This is a genomic window from Nocardiopsis sp. NPDC055551 (genome assembly GCF_053619415.1).
The window spans coordinates 115,651-131,720 of record NZ_JBSHJJ010000008.1 but is presented as its reverse complement, the minus strand read 5'-3'; the positions used below and the strand labels follow the sequence as shown (position 1 = coordinate 131,720).

Below are 16,070 nucleotides of genomic sequence, written 5' to 3'. Positions count from 1 at the left end.
TGATGACCATGATCTGGTTCGCGTTGGCGGTCGACCTGGCCGCGATCACGGTGTTGTCCTATGTCCTCTACTTCCGTCGGCACGGCCGCCGGGACCTGTTGTTGGCCTACGTGGCACTGAACGTCGGCATCTTCGCCGTGGTGGCGATGATGGCCCGCCAGGAGGTGGGACTCGCGGTCGGCTTCGGGTTGTTCGGTGTGCTGTCGATCCTGCGGCTGCGGTCGGACCTGATCAGTCAGGGCGAGATCGGCTACTACTTCGTCGCGATCGCCCTGGGTCTGATCAACGCGATCGCGCCCCCGCTGGTGATGGTGGGTCTGAACATCCTGCTGCTGGGTGTCCTGTACCTGGCCGGCCACCCCAAGCTCCTGCCCCGCACCCAACGGCGGATCATGACGCTGGACGTGGTGCACGAGGACCCCATCGCGCTCCGGCAGGATTTGGAGGGACGGCTGCGCGGCAAGGTTCGGCACGTGGAGGTCACCGAGGTGGACTACGTGCGCGACCTCATGGTGGTGGACGTGCGGTTCCTGGAACCGAAGCTCGAAGCGGCCCCGGGCCCGTTGCCGGGCGAGCGTCGTCACTCCATGCCGGCCTGGTGGGGTGAACGATGAGACCCTTGCTCACCGGCGGCCCGGCGGGGTCCCTCGCCGTCGTACGCTCCCCCGAGTTCTCTCCCGGCGGGCCCCCGCCCGGCCTCGCCGGGCTGCGCCCGGTGTCCCTCGCCGAGATGAACGCGCGCGCCGCCCTGGTGTCCCGGACCTGCCGCAAGTACCTGGTTCCCATCGAACTGATGCCGGAACTCTTCGCGGGCGCCGAGCGGGACTTCAGCGTTCTGGAGATCGGGGGCCGGACCTCCTTCCTGTACTCGTCCACCTACATGGACACCCCGGACCTGGGCACCTTCCACGACCACCGCCAGGGTCGGCGGCTCCGGTACAAGGTGCGCACCCGCACCTACGTGGACACCGGCACCAAGATGTTCGAGGTGAAGCTGAAGGGGGCGCGCGGCATCACCGACAAGGTGCGGATCGAGCTGCCGATGGAGGCGCCCTCGGACCGGCTGACCCCGCGAACGCGGGAGTTCCTCGACCGTTCCCTGGCCACCTACCGGATGGAGGCACCCGACACGCTGCTGCCCGCCGCGGTGACGGATTACCGCCGCTCCACGATGGTGTCGTCCTGCGGCCAGGAGCGCGTCACGGTCGACACCGAGCTCGTCGGCTACCGGGGGGACTGGTCGGTGCGGATGCGCCCGGACGTGGTGTTGCTGGAGATCAAGACCCGGGGCGGGCTCACCCGGACCGAACGCCGACTACACCGACTGGGGCTACGAGAGGCCCGGTTCAGCAAGTACGCGGCGGCGCTGTCCTCTCTGGAGCCGGGGCTTCGAGGCAATCGTTGGCTGCGCGCCATGGGCCACTGCCTGGACCTGCCGGAGCGGGTGCACGGCCTTCGGGGCGGAGCGTGATCGCAGGCCGGAGCGCCGAATGGGGGCCGGATGTTTCACGTGAAACCTTCGGCCCCGCGCTCGCGTCGCGGGCGTGGACGGCCGCCGCCTCGTAACCGGTCGAGACGGCGGCCTCGCCGTGAGCCCCCTCCCGCTACAAGAGGGCGAACACGACGCACCAATGTTGTCACCCGCCACCGCACAGGTCCAGACCGGTGGCCGGAACCTGTCACTTCCGATATCACCGGAGACCCGGGTGGGTGAGCGCTTGGGCGACCCGACGCCAGTCCACGTCGCTCAACCCGCTCGATTGAAGATCCTCCACCACGGCCTTCAGGGTGCGCAGGTCGAAGTCGTCGCTGATGGGCCTCGTCCCATCACGGTGGTCGCGCACCAACTCGGTGACGTAGACGCGCAGGTGCTCCGATCCGTGACGTGCGTGCTCGCGAGCCTGGGTCTGCCAACGGGCGTCATGGGGGATCCAGGCCTCGATGACTTCGGTGGGGTCCGGATGCACCGGAGGCACTAGGACCTTCCGATCCATGAGGACGGTCGCCCTCGGACACCCAGGGGACGTAGACAGTTCCGGCACTTCTGGTTCACTCCGCCGTTCCAGGACCCGCAGTAGTCGCAGTACACGTGAGCTCCTCCCTGGCCTGCTCCTGCCGACGGTAAAGCCATTCGGGCTCCGATAGGGGCGGAATGGAACAAGTGCTCTGCACCAAGTCGGATCAGGCGATCGGGCCACCTCCGGGTCCGGGTGCGTGACAGGATTTCAAGTAACCCCCGAACACCGACGAACACCACCGAACGGGTGATGCCTCATGCTGTCCGCGGAGAAGATCGGCGACTACCTGGCCAGGTTGTCGGCCAAGGAACCGACCCCCGGCGGTGGAGCCGCGGCGGCGCTCCACGCGGCACAGGGAGCCGCCCTGATCGCGATGGTCGCCCGGTACAGCACCGGGGAGAAGTACGCCGAGCACGCCGACGACATCTCCCGGATCACCGAGAGCGCGGACGAACTCGTGGCCAGGTCCCTGGAGTGCGCCGACGCCGACGAGACCGCCTTCGGGGCCATGGGCGACGCCTACGGGCTCCCCCGAGGCACCGAAGAGGAGAAGGCCGCCCGCAAGGAGGCGATCTCCGACGCCGCCGCGGGGGCCGGTCGACCGCCGATGAGGGTGATCGCCATCGCCCGGAAAATCGTCGACCTGGCCGAAGAGCTGATTCCGATCGGCAACCGCAACCTGGTCACCGACCTGGCCGCCGCCGCGGACGCCGCTCGGGCGGCGGCCGGCACCAGCCGGGTGAACATCGAGATCAACCGGCCGAGCGTCAAGGACTCGGACATGGCGCTTCGTCTCTCTCAGTCGGCGGACGATGTCGACGCCGTCCAGACGGACGCCGACCGGGTGACCGAACAGGTGCGCGAGGTGATCCGCCGATGACCGTGCTCTCGGGCAAGGAGATCGCCGCGCGGATCCGGCGTGAGACAGGGGAACGCGCCGCCGAACTGAGCGAGCAGGGCAGGCCTCCCCGGCTGGCCGTGGTGGTGGCCACCGATGACGGAGGTAGTGCCTGGTACGTGAGCTCGATCGCCCGCGCAGCGGAGAAGGTCGGCATCGCCTGCGATGTCGTGGACCTGGGCGCGGACGCTTCAGCGAAGGTCATCGCGGATCGTCTCGACGAACTGGGTCGGGATCCGAAGGTGCACGGGATCATCCTGCAAACACCGCTGCCGGAGGGCGTCTCGGCATCGGAGCTCGCCGAACGGATTCCGGTCGACAAGGACGTGGACGGGGCCAACCCCGCCTCGCTCGGCCGGCTGGCCGCCGGGCTGACCGCGTTCGCGCCGGCCACCGCCGAAGCGGTGGTGGCGATCCTGGACCATCACGAGGTGGCCCTGGAGGGTGTCGAGGTCGCGGTGGTGGGCCGGTCCACCGTGGTCGGCAAACCCCTCGCCCACCTGTTGTTGGATCGGAACGCGACGGTCACCGTGTGCCATTCGCGGACGAGGGATCTCCCCGAGGTGTGCTCCCGTGCGCACGTGCTGGTCGCGGCCGTGGGTCGGCCGGCGCTCATCGGCGCGGACCATGTGCGATCCGGCGCGGTGGTGGTGGACGTGGGCACCAACCCGACCGAGGAGGGCGGCCTGGTCGGTGACGTCGACGCCGACGCGGTGTCGGAGAAGGCCGGGGCCCTCACCCCTGTTCCAGGTGGTGTCGGCCCGGTGACCACGGCGCTGCTGTTGCGCCACACGGTGGACGCCGCCTCACGCTGAGCCGTCGAGGGCCGGTCTCGACGCGTCCGACCGGGCGTGCGGGTCCGGCCCCGACCGAGGTCGAACCCGCGTGCCCGGGGTGGGTCGGAGGAGGGCCCGGGCGCGCGGGGGCGTGGGGGTCTAGACATGCTTGCGTTCTGATGTGCGCGGACGGTGGAGTCGGTGGAATCGGCGGCCTTGTTCGAGCCAGCCCTGCCCGTTGTCCAGACGATTCAGCGCTGCGGTCTCCTCCTCGTCCAGGGGACGGTTGGTGTCCTGACCGTGCTCGTCGAGGTCCGGGGTGTAGCGAGTCGGGTCGTAGGGCCGGCTCTGGCCGGTGTCGTCGGCTTTCACGGGGTCGCTCCTCGCTGTCGCGGTACCGCTCCGGGTTCGAGTTCGGGCGCCGGTCCCGGCGGTGGGCCGTGGTGCTCGCGTAGGCGGACTTCGAGGAGTTCGGGGGTGGGTTCGATCTCGGTGCGCCAGTGCGTGTGCGGGTCGCGGTGCACGGCGACCCACAGCCTTCCGGTGTAGGCCACCCGGTGGGTGCGGCCCCAGCGGTGGGCGAGTTCTTGGAGGGCTTCGCTCGGAAGGTGGCGGGCTCGGCCGTGGTCGTCGGTGTGGGGGCCGGGGTGGTCGGCCCGACCGATGCAGTACCAGTGTTCACCCCGCCCGGTGGCGCCTTGGGCCTGGCACAGTTCCATCACGCCGCCCGCCTTCCCGGTCGACGAAGGTAGGCGCGGATGGTGTTGCGCAGGGTGGCGAACTCGGCCCGCTCGTCCGGTTCCAGGTCGCGCACGTACCCGCGTACCCGGCGGCCTCGCCTGCGCACGGGCCCGGCTTCGGCCGGTGAAGGCGTGGTGGGTGGCGGGCCCGGAGGGGTGCGGTAGGCGTCCAGTTCGATGACCATGGCCAGGGCCCCGGGTCCGCGCTGGTGGTCGGGTTCGGTACGGATCCGGAATCCGGTGTCCTGGTCGCGCAGGTCGATCACCGTGAAACCGGTGTCCTCGTCCACGGGTTCGGGTTCGGGGGCCGGTTCGGGCCGGTGATGCCTGCCCTTGGGGGCGGGGAGCACGGCGGCGTCGATTCCCGAGTCGAAGGTGCGGGCCCGGTTCCCCTCTCCCCCGACGCTGCCTCCGAGTGCGGAGCGCTTCACCGGCAGGTCGACGCGGTGGTCCAGGGAGAAGGCGGATTCAGCGGCCAGGGAGCGAGCGGCCAGGAGGTCGGCCGAGGCGAGGTAGGTCATCGCACGGCCTCCACACGGGGGGCGAGGTGGATACCGATCGCGTCGATACGACTCCGGTGCGTCACGTCGGCAGGCAAGGGGTTCGGACAGCAGGGCGCCATGGGCGCGCACCTCCTGATGCAGGTGGCCGCTGGATGAGGACGGCCAGGTTGAATGCGTAGAGACATGATGCAATACACATATCAAAATTAGCAAGATGTGATTCGCACTTGGGCAATATGTCTGCTTTCCTGAGGCTGCCCTATGATCGTGCGAGCTAGGAGGTGACACAGCGTGGCCGACAGTAGATACAGCCCCAGTGCACGACGGCGACGTCTTTCTGCGCTTCTTCGCAACATGCGAGAGGAACGCAACCTCAAGATCGACTCCGTGAACAAGGAACTGGGCTGGTCTTCCGGCAAGCTCTCCCGCATGGAGCGCAACGAGTGGAAACTCCCCTCTGTGCGCGACATGAAGGATCTGGCCGAGCTTTACGAGCTGCCGGACGACATGCAGGAAGCCATCGTGTCTCTCGCGCGTGAGTCCCGAGTGCGCGGCTGGTGGGTCGACTTCAAGGACGTCCTACGCGGCGGCCTGGCCGACTTCGAGTCCGGCGCCAGCATGATCCGAACCTTTGAGGCGCTTCTCATCCCGGGCCTTTTCCAAACACCCGACTATGCCGCAGCAGTCCTCCGAGGCAGCCGAGTCCTCAGTGATGGGGACATCAAGCGCAAGGTGGCTGGGCGCATGCGCCGCCAAGAGATCCTCGCCTCCGAAGGCGCCCCTCACGTCTGGGTGGTCATAGATGAGGCGGCACTCCGCAAGCGGGTGGGTGGAGACAAGGTGATGACCGAGCAGATTCGGCATCTCACCGCCATGGCGGAACGCCCGAACATCGACATCCAGGTCCTCCGCGATCGAGCTGGTTCGCATGCAGCCATGGAGGGCGCCTTCATGATCCTGGACTTCCCCGACCCGGCAGACCTGCCGTTGGTTTACATAGAGACCGCGACCGAGGACCTGTACTTGGAACAGCCAGAAGCGATCCAGAACTACGTGTCGATCTTCGGCCATATCTGCAGCTCGGCTGATTCCCCCGAGGACTCTGTCCAGTACCTGGAATCACTCATCTAGCAAGGACGACCATGGCTTCAACCACCCCCTTGAACTTTCGCAAGTCCAGCTACAGCGGCAGAGGCGACAACTGCGTGGAAGTCGCCGATCTCCCGAGGGGTTCGGCCGTACGCGATACTCAAAACCGCGCGGCCGGACATCTGTCCTTCTGCTCCACGGAGTGGACGGCACTGCTTGCGGCCACCTGCCACAAGCAGCCCTAGCCGAAACGGAAAGAAGGCCCCGACATCTCCGGTCGGGGCCTTCTTCGCATTCATCCGTCCGGCACCCTACCCGCAGCAGCCGTCCGGTGGAATGGGGTCTTGTCGCGACAAGGCCTCGAAGTGTGGGCAGCACGATGCCGTCGAAGGCCGAAGTTCCCCCGATACAGCCACGATGCGCCATGGGAGCAGGGCGCGTCACCTCCACTTTCCACAGGCTGTGGATAACTTCCGCGAGCCCGACTCCAGCGCGACCGGCTACGGCCGCGTTGAGGTCGCCGACTCCCACACCGGCACAGCGGTCCGGGATTCCGAACACTCGACCCAGGGGCGGCCGACCTCCCCTCTACCGAGTGGGCCTCGCTCATCAGGGCCACCGCAGGCTCGTAGCCGGTGAAGACGAAGACCCTGATCATCGCTTCGGTGTCGCGGTGAGAATCCCGCCCATGCCTCCCCCTGTGGCGGAGCGTCCTTGACCCGGGATGCAACCCATCTCCGCACTCCTTATCCGCACTCCCCATGTGGACAAATACTCATGTATATCTTTATCTCGAATTGATGCGGTCTTCAGTTACCCTGATGAAGGCAGCCTTGACAGGAAGCGATCGGCACATATTCGATTCAGGCGCCCCCGATCGCCGCCCTGCGAACCATCGGAAAGCGAGGCATCGAGACTCCTCCCTGTTCGATGACGCATTTCTCTTGGTCGCACCGGCCGCCACCAGTCCGTATAGCATCAGATTGAGGTTTTATGAAGTCCTGGCGTTCTCTTGCCGCCGCCGGTTTCGTCGCATGCGCCGCCGCGGTCGTTCTCCCGATGAGCGCGGGCACCGCGTCCGCCGCGGAGGCCGATTGGGACGTGGTCGGCGGCGCCTCCGGCACGATGGACGATTGCGTCGCCGAAGCCAAGGAGTACCTGGCCGAGCCGTACGTGGACTACACCGAGTGGAAGTGCGAAACTAGCGGTGGCACTTGGACGCTCTTCGCTCGCTAGCCGCGCTGGTTCGAGAGCAGCCGATCTCTCGTGAAAGGCCTCTGCCGCGATGTGTCTTCGCAGCAGAGGCCTTTCATTTCCTCCGGTATTTTCCGGAGGGTGGGGTCGGACGGATACCGAAAGGACGAGGACCGAAGCCCTGTCGCGACGAGGCCATCGAAGTGTGGACAGCGCGATGCCGACGGAGACCGAACTCCCCCGATACAGCCACCATGCGCCATAGGGCCAAGGCGTGTCACCCCTGACTTCCACAGGCTGTGGATAACTCCGACTCGCCACCGAATGCGCCGGCTACTCGACTTCCTCCCCACGGTTGAAGCCGGGGGTCTGCGCCGCTAGGAAATGATCACGAATGCATCGGCTTCCAGCCCTGGAAATCGAGGTCGGGCCGGGTCAGTCGGTGGGGCGCAGGTCCAGCCCCCTCAACAACTGGGCGTTGAGCGCGACGATGATGGTCGACAGGCTCATCAGCACCGCACCAACGGCCGGAGCCAGGACGAACCCGATCGGCGCCAGGACACCCGCCGCCAACGGCACGGCGACGACGTTGTACCCCGCCGCCCACACCAGGTTCTGGATCATCTTCCGATAGCCCGCGTTGGACAGTTTCCGGACGGAGACCACACCTCGCGGGTCGTCCGAGGCCAGCACCACCCCGGCGGACTCGATGGCCACGTCCGTGCCCGCGCCGATGGCGATACCGACGTCGGCACGGGCGAGGGCGGGTGCGTCGTTGACCCCGTCGCCCACCATCGCCACCCGGCGGCCGCGCTCCTGGAGATCACGAACCACCGCGTCCTTCTGGTCGGGCAGCACCTGGGCGAACACCTCGTCGAGACCGAGCCTGCCGGCGACGGAGTCGGCGACGTTGCGAGCGTCACCGGTCACGATGGCCACCCGCAGGCCCTGCTCCTTGAGTTGTCGGACGGCGGACGCGGATTCGGGTCGGACCTCGTCGGCCAGGGCCAAGGCTCCGAGGATGGCCCCATCGTCGATCACGTGCAGCACGGTCGAGCCCTGCTCCCGCCAGGGACGGGTGCGTTCGGCCAGTTCCTCGGGCTCGGTGAGCCCAAGGGACTCCAGCAGGGCGGGCCCGCCCACGTGCACGTCGATCCCGTCCACGGTCGCCCGAACACCGTGTCCGGGCAGCGACTGGAAGTCGGTGGCCCTGGGGAGCGAACCGGTCTCGCGGGCCGCATTGACGATCGCCTTCGCCGAGGGGTGCTCGGAGTCGGCCTCGACGGCACCGGCCAGGGACAACATGCGTTCGGGCGACTCACCGTCCATGGCGGTCATGTCCAGGACCGCGGGAGTGCCCTTGGTGAGGGTGCCGGTCTTGTCGAACAGCACCGTGTCCACCAGGCGGGTGCGCTCCAGTGACAGCCGGTCCTTGACCAGGATGCCGTTGCGCGCGGACAGGGTCGTGGAGATCGCGATGACCAGCGGAATCGCCAGACCGAGGGCGTGGGGGCAGGCGATCACGAGCACCGTGACGGTTCGCTCGACGGCCTGGCTCGAATCCCCCAGGAGCAGCCCCCAGACGAGCGAGGTGATGACGGCCGCGGACAGCGCGAACCAGAACAACAGTCCGGCCGCCCGGTCGGCGAGCGCCTGGGAACGTGAGCGCGACTCCTGAGCCTGGGAGACCAGCCGTTGGATTCCGGCGAGCGTGGTGTCGTCGCCGACGGCGTCCACCCGAACCCGCAGGGCGGAGTCGGTGGCGACGGTCCCGGCGACCACGCGGTCACCGTCGGTTCGGGTGACCGTGCGGGACTCGCCGGTGATCATCGACTCGTCGACGTCGGCACGGCCCTGGAGCACGGTGCCGTCGGCGGGCACACGCCCACCGGAACGGACCAGGACGGTGTCGCCGGCGACCAGTCGCGCGATGGGGATCTCCTCGACCTCACCGTCGGCGCCCACGCGTTCGGTCTGGTCGGGCAGGAGTTCGGCGAGGGCCTCCAACGCTCCGGACGCCTGGCCCAGCGCCCGCATCTCCAGCCAGTGGCCGAGGAGCATCACCACGACCAGGAGGACGAGCTCCCACCAGAAGTCCAGCTCCATGCCGACCACACCCAACGTGGCGAGCAGGCTGGAGCCGAAGGCGACCGTGATCGCCATGGCGACCAGGGTCATCATGCCCGGTTTGCGATCGCGCAGTTCGGCGGGCGCACCGGCGAGGAAGGGCCATCCGCCGTAGAGGAAGACGACGGTGCCCAGGAGCGGCGGTACCCAGGTGAGCGCGTCGGGGACGTCGTAGCCGAACCAGCCGGCCACCATGTGGCTGGTGAACACCACCGGAACGCTCAGGAGCAGGCTCCACCAGAACCGCTTTCGGAACATGGCGGCGTGGTCGCCATGGCCCCCGTGCCCGCCGTGGTCGTTGTGGCCGTGATCGTGCCCCGTGTGATCGGGGTGACCGTGGGTGCCCGTGTTCATGTGTACATTCCTTCCCCCGCGAACCCCCTCTAGGGGTGCCTTCGGCGCGGATGTCCGCGGTGTCGCTCACTTCCTTCAACGAAACATACCCCCTAGGGGTATTCCGAATCGAGGCGTGTTCCCCGAAGAAAAAGGAGCGCCCGTCGATCTCCTCGACGGACGCTCCCCGTGTCCTTCTGTCGAACCTAGGCCGCGACCTCGGATTCCTTGCCGTACCAGGGCCACCAGTGGACGGTGTGTCCGTGCGGGATCATCCGGTCCAGACGGATCGTCAGCCGCAACGCGAACCCCCCGGCGATCATCCCGGCCAGCAGGTCCGTGAACCAGTGGAACTGTAGGTAGATCGACACGGTCGACTGCAGTAACGCGATGCCCACGATGCAGTACGCCAGGCGTTTGATGATGTGTGGTCGGGCCGCGCCGAACCTGATGATCAGGAACAGCACCAGCCCGTAGATGAGGATCGCGTTGGCCCCGTGCCCCGATGGGAAGGCCACGTTCCCCGCCCCGGCGAAGAAGTCCGGGTCGTGGTACTTGGCGTGCCCCCGGTTGATGAACAGCTTCATCACCGAGACCATCGACATCACCCCGAAGACGCCGCCCGCCCCCAGGATGATCGGCCGCCAACTCCGGTGCCAGTAGGCCAGCTGGACCGCGGTCACGCCCAGGACCGGCAGGGCCACGTAACGGGAGGCCACGTTGTCCGGCCAGTAGATCAGCGGCTCGCGCAGCGCGTCCCAGTAGGGCCGATACGCGTCGTTGAGGAAGTTGTCGACCGGGTGCAGCGGCCCGGCCGCGAGCATCGTCACGACGATGAGCGCCACGAAGAGCATGATCGCGAGTCGGTCCGAGGCGAGCCCCCACGCGATCTCGCTCACGCTCGGCCACTTCACGGCGCGCACGACCGGCGGCCCCGGGGCGAGCTCATCGGCTCGGACCACGGGTATGGGACCGCTGTACGGACCGGGTTCGGGTCTGCGCCGTTCCGGTTCGTGAGGCGGAGGTTTCTGTCTGGACCGTGTGTGCCTGGCCCTCGGAGAATGCGTCATGTGCTCAGTGCTGTCTCACACGTCGTGGGCTTGCCTGTGGCACTGCTGAGGCGTGGGGGACGGGCTAGCCGCGGTTGTCGGACTGGTTCTGACGGCCTCGGGGTCGACACCTGGTGTTGGTAACGTACCGAGGGGCGTTTTCCTCCCCCCGCACCCGGTTCGACGACCGAACCTTCAGGCTGGTTCGCGGTGTTCGCGACCGGCTTTTCGCAGGTTCGGCATTCCAAGGCGAACAGATCGTCGTCATCGATGTCCCCCACCCGCGCCGGCCCCACTCCAATTCCGTTCACGCAGGTCAGGCGGCATCTTGAGCTGTGGCCGTGAGGTCCACTACATTTCATCCGGCCTTTTCCAGATATCGCCGACAGGTGAGCCTACCCGGCCACGCTATGCCATTGGCGCCTCGACGACACGAATGTGATCCTTCTACCTCGGACTTTGCCGAAGCCTCCCCCGGCCGATTCGACCGCTTCACCTGACCGCGATCCGTTCGTGAGGCTTTCGTTAGCACCCCGTGCCCGAAGGTCCGGTCGACCCACCAGGGTGTGGCACTCTTCAAAGAGCTTGTCAGACAGTGGTGTGCGGGCCTCGAAGCCGGTCGCACCCGGGACGGAGAACGGAAGGGCCCTGGATGGTCGACCTCCCGCAGTTGCCGGATGATCCCTCGAAACTGGCCCGTGAGCCGTTGAGGGAGCAGATCCGGCAGGTTCTGGTCGAGGGCCTGTTGTCGGGTCGTTGGCAGCCGGGCGAGCGCATCGTCGAACGCCGGGTCGCCACCGAACTCAAGGTGAGCCAGGCGCCGGTCCGCGAGGCCCTACGCGAGCTGGAGACACTGCGTCTCATCGAGACCGTGCCCAACAAGGGCGCCAGGGTCCGGGCGTTCGGTGTCCAGGACATGGCGGAGATCTATCCCGTGCGTGCCGGCCTGGAGCTCGTCGCCGCCCAGTTGGCCGCTCCGCGTCTGGCCCAGGACCCGTCGCCGCTGGAGCGCGAGGTGGAGGCCCTGCGGGACGCGACGGCCAGGGGCGACGTCACCGACCAGATCCGGCACAGCGTGGAGTTCCACCGCGAGGTCGTGCGGGCCGCGAACAACAGCGTGCTGTTGCACACCTGGGAGTCCCTGGGCGTGGAGGTGTGGACCGCGCTCTCGGTGCGGTGGCTCGACATGGAACTGCACGCAAAGGCGGCCGACCACGCCCAGATCACCAAGGCGTTCCGTGAGGGAGACCCCTCCGTCGGCCAGATGCTCAGCGACCACGTCCTGAACTACGTCGAGGCGGCGCTGAAGACCCACGAGGGCAGGCACTGAAGGAACCCGATCCGGACCGGGTCTCGGTGCCGGGATCCGGGGTCGATCTGGTGTTATGCGCGAAACTTCGGGTATCTCCCGTAAAGTTGTATTGATCGATCATCGATCAGAACGTAGAGTGTGCGCGACACACGTCACACCGCTACACGCGTACGCCCTGGTGGCACGGTGTCGTTCATCCGGCCGGTGAACGAACTCGGACCACCTCTCCGCGCATGCTTACCGCCCTCCAGACCGGGAAGCAATGCCCTCAAGGGTTTCGGCGCGACAACTGCACACGCGACCCGACTCACTTCGCGTCCACACGCGGGCCCCGCCACGGCCCCGATGGACGCTCCCCGCAACAGCCACTGTGTCGCCGCCGATGAGCCCGGCGGCGACACACGCTCGGGCCACGCCTGACAGCGGGGCCCGAGCGGGCCAGGCCACCCGACCCACAGGTCGGGAGGGCAGGCCTTCTCGTACGTAGAAAGGCACGACATGGCTGACACGGCCAAGCCGAAGGGCGGGACCGCACGGGCCTCCACGGCCAAGCGGCGCACCCGCAAGGACACGACCGGTCTCGGAAACGAGAAGCCGGAGACGCTCCTCGACTACTACCGCCAGATGCTGTTCATCCGGCGCTTCGAGGAACGCACCGGCCAGGCCTACACCCAGGCCCGGATCGGCGGTTACTGCCACCTCAACCTCGGCGAAGAGGCCACCGTCGTCGGTCTGATGACGGCCCTCCAGGAGCGCGACTACCTGTTCACGAACTACCGTGACCACGGGTACGCGATCGGCAAGGGCATGGACCCCAAGCGGGTCATGGCCGAGCTCTACGGGCGCGTCGACGGCGTCGCCAAGGGCTGGGGCGGGTCGATGCACATGTACGACACCGAGACCCGCATGCTCGGTGGCTACGGCATCGTCGGCGGACAGCTGCCGCTGGCCACCGGCGCGGCGCTGGCCGTCACCTACCGCGGCGGTGACGAGGTCGTCATGTGCCAGATGGGCGACGGCACCACCAACATCGGCGCCTGGCACGAGTCCCTCAACATCGCCAAGCTGTGGAACCTGCCCATCGTGTTCGTGGTGATCAACAACTTCACCGGCATGGGCACCACCGTCGACATGGCCTCCGCCGAGCCCGATCTGTACAAGCGCGGCGCCGCCTTCCGCATGGAGGGTGAGCGGGTGGACGGCCGCGACGTCCTGGCCGTGCGCGACACCACCGCCAGGCTGGTCGAGCGCGCTCGCGAGGAGCAGACCCCGTTCCTGCTGGAGGCCTGGAGCTACCGGCAGAAGGGCCACTCCGTCGTCGACCCCGCCAAGTACCGCACCGAGGAACAGAAGGACGAGGCGCGGTCCGACGAGAACGACCCCATCACGATCTTCGACGCCCAACTGACCAAGGCCGGCGTCCTCACGGACGAACTCCGCGAGGAGATCGCCGCCTCCGTCAAGGCCGAGGTCGCCGAGGCCGCCGACTTCGCGGAGAACAGCCCGCACCCGGACCCGTCCACGCTCTTCGACTACACGTACGCCACCCCGGTTCCCAACGAGTCGCGGCGCATGCCCGCCGACCCGGTGTTCGCGGAGTAGGGAAGGAACCAGTCACATGTCCGTGATCACATACCGCCAGGCTCTGCGGGACACTCTGCGCGCCGAGATGGTGCGCGACGAGAACGTCCTCGTCATTGGCGAGGAGATCGGTGTCTTCGAGGGCTCCTACAAGATCACCGAGGGTCTCCTCAAGGAGTTCGGCCCCCGGCGCGTCAAGGACACCCCGATCGCCGAAGAGGGCTTCGTCGGCGCGGCCGTCGGCGCCGCCATGCTCGGTCTGCGCCCCGTCGTCGAACTCATGACGATCAACTTCTCGCTGATCGCCATCGACCAGATCATCAACCACGCCGCCAAGATCTACGGGATGTTCGGTGGCCAGACCAGCGTTCCGCTGGTCATCCGCACCCCCGGGGGCGGCGGCCAGCAGCTGGGCGCGACCCACTCCCAGAACATCGAGCTGTTCTACTCCTTCATCCCCGGCCTCAAGGTGATGGCTCCCAGCACCCCGGCCGAGGCCTCCTCGATGCTTCGCGCGGCCATCCGCGACGACGACCCGGTGCTGTTCCTGGAGAACCTGGGCCTGTACAACTCCAAGGGTGAGGTCCCCGACGACTACGCCGAGCCCGAGAACGACAACGCCGCCACCATCGGGCGTGCCGCGGTCACTCGCGAGGGCAGCGACATCACGCTGATCGGCTACTCCCGGATGGCCATGGTCGCGAACCAGGTCGCCGAGAAGCTGGCCAAGGAGGACGACATCAGCGTCGAGGTCGTCGACCTGCGCAGCCTGCGTCCGCTGGACCGGCAGACCTTCGTGGACTCGGTCAAGAAGACCGGTTCCGCGGTCATCTGCGAGGACGACTGGCTCACCTACGGGATCGGCGCGGAGATCGCCGCCTCGATCCAGGAGGGGGCCTTCGACTACCTGGACGCTCCGGTTCGTCGAGTGGCGATGGCCGAGGTGCCGATGCCCTACGCCAAGCCGCTGGAGACCGCGGCCCTGCCGTCGATCGAGTCGATCAGCACCGTGATCAAGGAGACCCTGAGCGCCGTCGGCAAACGGGTCGGGTAGAGGGAGATTCAATGAGCGAGATCCACATGCCGCGCCTCTCCGACACCATGGAGGAAGGCGTCATCTCCACCTGGGTGAAGAAGGTGGGGGACAAGGTTTCCTCCGGTGACGTGCTGGTCGAGATCGAGACCGACAAGGCCGTCATGGAGTACGAGGCCTACGAGGACGGTTACCTGGTCAAGCAGACCGCCTCCGAGGGCGACACCGTGGCGATCGGTGAGGTCATCGGCATCATCGGCGACTCCCCGGACGCGGTGCCCGAGGAGTCGGGTGGCTCTGACGCTCCCGCGGCCGAGGAGAAGGCCGCCGAGCCCGAGGACGAGGCCAAGGGCGAGGACGAGCCCGCCGAGGCGACCTCCTCCGCCCCCGCCGAGCCCACCGCTCCGGCCGGCGACGTCGACGGCCCGCGTCCGCGCACCTCCCCGCTGGCCCGCAGGCTGGCCAAGGAGTACGGCCTGGACATCACCAAGGTCCAGGGTTCCGGCCCCAAGGGTCGGATCGTGCGTGCCGACATCGAGGCCGCGGCCAAGGACGGGCACGCCGCCAAGGACGCCCCCGCCGCGGAGAAGGCCGCTCCGAGCGCGCCCGCCGAGGCGTCCGCGGCGCGGTCCTTCGACGACGGTCGCGACTCCGAGGAACTCAAGACCAGCAACGTGCGCAAGGTGATCGCGCGCCGTCTGACCGAGAGCAAGCAGACGGTCCCGCACTTCTACCTGCGTCGCGCGATCGACGCCGAGGCCCTCAAGGCCTTCCGTGCCCAGATCAACGAGCAGCTGTCGAGCACGGGCGTCAAGATCAGCTTCAACGACCTGATCGTCAAGGCGTGCGCCACCGCGCTCAAGCTCCACCCCGCGGTCAACACCTCCTGGGTGGAGGACAAGCTGGTCCAGCACCACCGCGTCAACGTCGGTGTGGCGGTGGCCGTGGACGCCGGTCTGGTCGTTCCGGTGCTGCACGACACGGACAAGGCCACGCTGTCGGAGATCTCCACCCGCACGCGTGACCTGGCCGGCAAGGCCCGCGACAACAAGCTCAAGCCGCAGGAGATGAGCGGCGGCACGTTCAGCGTGTCCAACCTGGGCATGTTCGGCGTGGACAGCTTCTCCGCGGTGATCAACCCGCCGGAGGCCGCGATCCTGGCCGTGGGCGCCATGCGTCCGGAGCCGACGGTCGTGGACGGTGAGGTGCGGGTGCACAACCGCATCTCCCTGGAACTGTCCGTCGACCACCGTGCGGTGGACGGCGCCGTCGGCGCCGCGTTCCTCAAGGACCTCGCCGAGATCCTCGAAGAGCCCATGCGGATCATCCTGTAGGTCATCGGCGACGCTTCCGTGCGTCGGCGAAGTCGAACGCCCCGGTCGGGCCCTCCGGCCGGGGCGTTCGTCATAGCCGGCAT

At 67.6% G+C, this 16,070-nt stretch carries 17 protein-coding genes; 11 read left to right on the top strand and 6 right to left on the bottom strand.

Translation table 11 applies throughout. The features are described from left to right. The first annotated feature begins 8 nt into the window (after nt 1–8). Nucleotides 9–614, top strand: coding sequence for a DUF4956 domain-containing protein (locus tag ACWGSK_RS16215; RefSeq protein WP_452456205.1), 606 nt, complete (start codon nt 9–11; stop codon nt 612–614). Beyond that, nucleotides 611–1,471 (top strand): polyphosphate polymerase domain-containing protein, encoded by an 861-nt coding sequence (locus tag ACWGSK_RS16210; RefSeq protein ID WP_452456121.1) that lies wholly within the window; start codon nt 611–613, stop codon nt 1,469–1,471. Before ACWGSK_RS16215 ends, ACWGSK_RS16210 begins: the two co-directional genes overlap by 4 nt. Before the next feature lie 220 nt (nt 1,472–1,691). Here the strand turns inward: ACWGSK_RS16210 and ACWGSK_RS16205 are convergent, their stop codons facing one another. Next, nucleotides 1,692–1,976 (bottom strand): hypothetical protein, encoded by a 285-nt coding sequence (locus ACWGSK_RS16205; protein WP_452456120.1) that lies wholly within the window; start codon nt 1,974–1,976, stop codon nt 1,692–1,694. A gap of 298 nt (nt 1,977–2,274) precedes the next feature. Here ACWGSK_RS16205 and ACWGSK_RS16200 point away from each other — a divergent pair, with 298 nt between their 5' ends. Together ACWGSK_RS16200 and ACWGSK_RS16195 are read left to right on the top strand one after the other, a co-directional pair. Then, nucleotides 2,275–2,898: a cyclodeaminase/cyclohydrolase family protein gene (locus tag ACWGSK_RS16200; RefSeq protein ID WP_452456119.1), complete on the top strand. Its 624-nt coding sequence runs from the start codon at nt 2,275–2,277 to the stop codon at nt 2,896–2,898. Next, on the top strand, nt 2,895–3,731 hold the full coding sequence (locus tag ACWGSK_RS16195; protein WP_452456118.1) for a bifunctional 5,10-methylenetetrahydrofolate dehydrogenase/5,10-methenyltetrahydrofolate cyclohydrolase: 837 nt from the start codon (nt 2,895–2,897) through the stop codon (nt 3,729–3,731). Before ACWGSK_RS16200 ends, ACWGSK_RS16195 begins: the two co-directional genes overlap by 4 nt. Nucleotides 3,732–3,851: 120 nt before the next feature. On the opposite strand, the gene ACWGSK_RS16190 is transcribed toward ACWGSK_RS16195, so the two are convergent. Genes ACWGSK_RS16190 through ACWGSK_RS16180 form a run of 3 tightly spaced genes read right to left on the bottom strand, consistent with a single transcriptional unit; the run spans nt 3,852 to nt 4,953 of the window. Further along, entirely contained in the window at nt 3,852–4,064 is a 213-nt protein-coding gene (locus ACWGSK_RS16190) for a hypothetical protein (RefSeq protein ID WP_452456117.1), read from the bottom strand. Next, nucleotides 4,061–4,411 carry a hypothetical protein gene (locus ACWGSK_RS16185; RefSeq protein ID WP_452456204.1) on the bottom strand — a complete coding sequence of 117 codons (351 nt, stop codon included), beginning with the start codon at nt 4,409–4,411 and terminating at the stop codon, nt 4,061–4,063. Before ACWGSK_RS16185 ends, ACWGSK_RS16190 begins: the two co-directional genes overlap by 4 nt. After that, entirely contained in the window at nt 4,411–4,953 is a 543-nt protein-coding gene (locus ACWGSK_RS16180; RefSeq protein ID WP_452456116.1) for a hypothetical protein, read from the bottom strand. The genes ACWGSK_RS16185 and ACWGSK_RS16180 overlap by 1 nt, the downstream gene beginning before the upstream one ends. A gap of 273 nt (nt 4,954–5,226) precedes the next feature. Here ACWGSK_RS16180 and ACWGSK_RS16175 point away from each other — a divergent pair, with 273 nt between their 5' ends. From ACWGSK_RS16175 to ACWGSK_RS16165, 3 genes are all read left to right on the top strand, one after another. Beyond that, entirely contained in the window at nt 5,227–6,066 is an 840-nt protein-coding gene (locus ACWGSK_RS16175) for a helix-turn-helix domain-containing protein (protein WP_452456115.1), read from the top strand. 11 nt (nt 6,067–6,077) lie between these two features. Beyond that, nucleotides 6,078–6,269, top strand: a complete 192-nt coding sequence (locus tag ACWGSK_RS16170) for a DUF397 domain-containing protein (protein WP_452456114.1) — start codon at nt 6,078–6,080, stop codon at nt 6,267–6,269. An 814-nt stretch (nt 6,270–7,083) separates the two neighbouring features. Beyond that, nucleotides 7,084–7,260, top strand: coding sequence for a hypothetical protein (locus ACWGSK_RS16165; RefSeq protein WP_452456113.1), 177 nt, complete (start codon nt 7,084–7,086; stop codon nt 7,258–7,260). Between the two features lie 393 nt (nt 7,261–7,653). Here the strand turns inward: ACWGSK_RS16165 and ACWGSK_RS16160 are convergent, their stop codons facing one another. Both ACWGSK_RS16160 and ACWGSK_RS16155 read right to left on the bottom strand, forming a co-directional pair. After that, nucleotides 7,654–9,699 carry a heavy metal translocating P-type ATPase gene (locus ACWGSK_RS16160; protein WP_452456112.1) on the bottom strand — a complete coding sequence of 682 codons (2,046 nt, stop codon included), beginning with the start codon at nt 9,697–9,699 and terminating at the stop codon, nt 7,654–7,656. 185 nt (nt 9,700–9,884) lie between these two features. After that, nucleotides 9,885–10,601, bottom strand: coding sequence for a phosphatase PAP2 family protein (locus tag ACWGSK_RS16155; protein WP_358508591.1), 717 nt, complete (start codon nt 10,599–10,601; stop codon nt 9,885–9,887). Between the two features lie 778 nt (nt 10,602–11,379). On the opposite strand from ACWGSK_RS16155, the gene ACWGSK_RS16150 reads away from it, so the two are divergent. The 4 genes from ACWGSK_RS16150 (at nt 11,380) to ACWGSK_RS16135 (ending at nt 15,987) form a co-directional block, all read left to right on the top strand. Beyond that, entirely contained in the window at nt 11,380–12,057 is a 678-nt protein-coding gene (locus ACWGSK_RS16150; RefSeq protein ID WP_358508549.1) for a GntR family transcriptional regulator, read from the top strand. A 480-nt stretch (nt 12,058–12,537) separates the two neighbouring features. Next, complete coding sequence (gene pdhA / locus ACWGSK_RS16145; RefSeq protein ID WP_358508551.1) at nt 12,538–13,641, top strand: pyruvate dehydrogenase (acetyl-transferring) E1 component subunit alpha; 1,104 nt, start codon at nt 12,538–12,540, stop codon at nt 13,639–13,641. Between the two features lie 16 nt (nt 13,642–13,657). Continuing rightward, on the top strand, nt 13,658–14,674 hold the full coding sequence (locus tag ACWGSK_RS16140) for an alpha-ketoacid dehydrogenase subunit beta (RefSeq protein ID WP_304077291.1): 1,017 nt from the start codon (nt 13,658–13,660) through the stop codon (nt 14,672–14,674). A gap of 11 nt (nt 14,675–14,685) precedes the next feature. Next, nucleotides 14,686–15,987: a dihydrolipoamide acetyltransferase family protein gene (locus ACWGSK_RS16135; RefSeq protein WP_358508554.1), complete on the top strand. Its 1,302-nt coding sequence runs from the start codon at nt 14,686–14,688 to the stop codon at nt 15,985–15,987. Nucleotides 15,988–16,070: the final 83 nt, after the last annotated feature.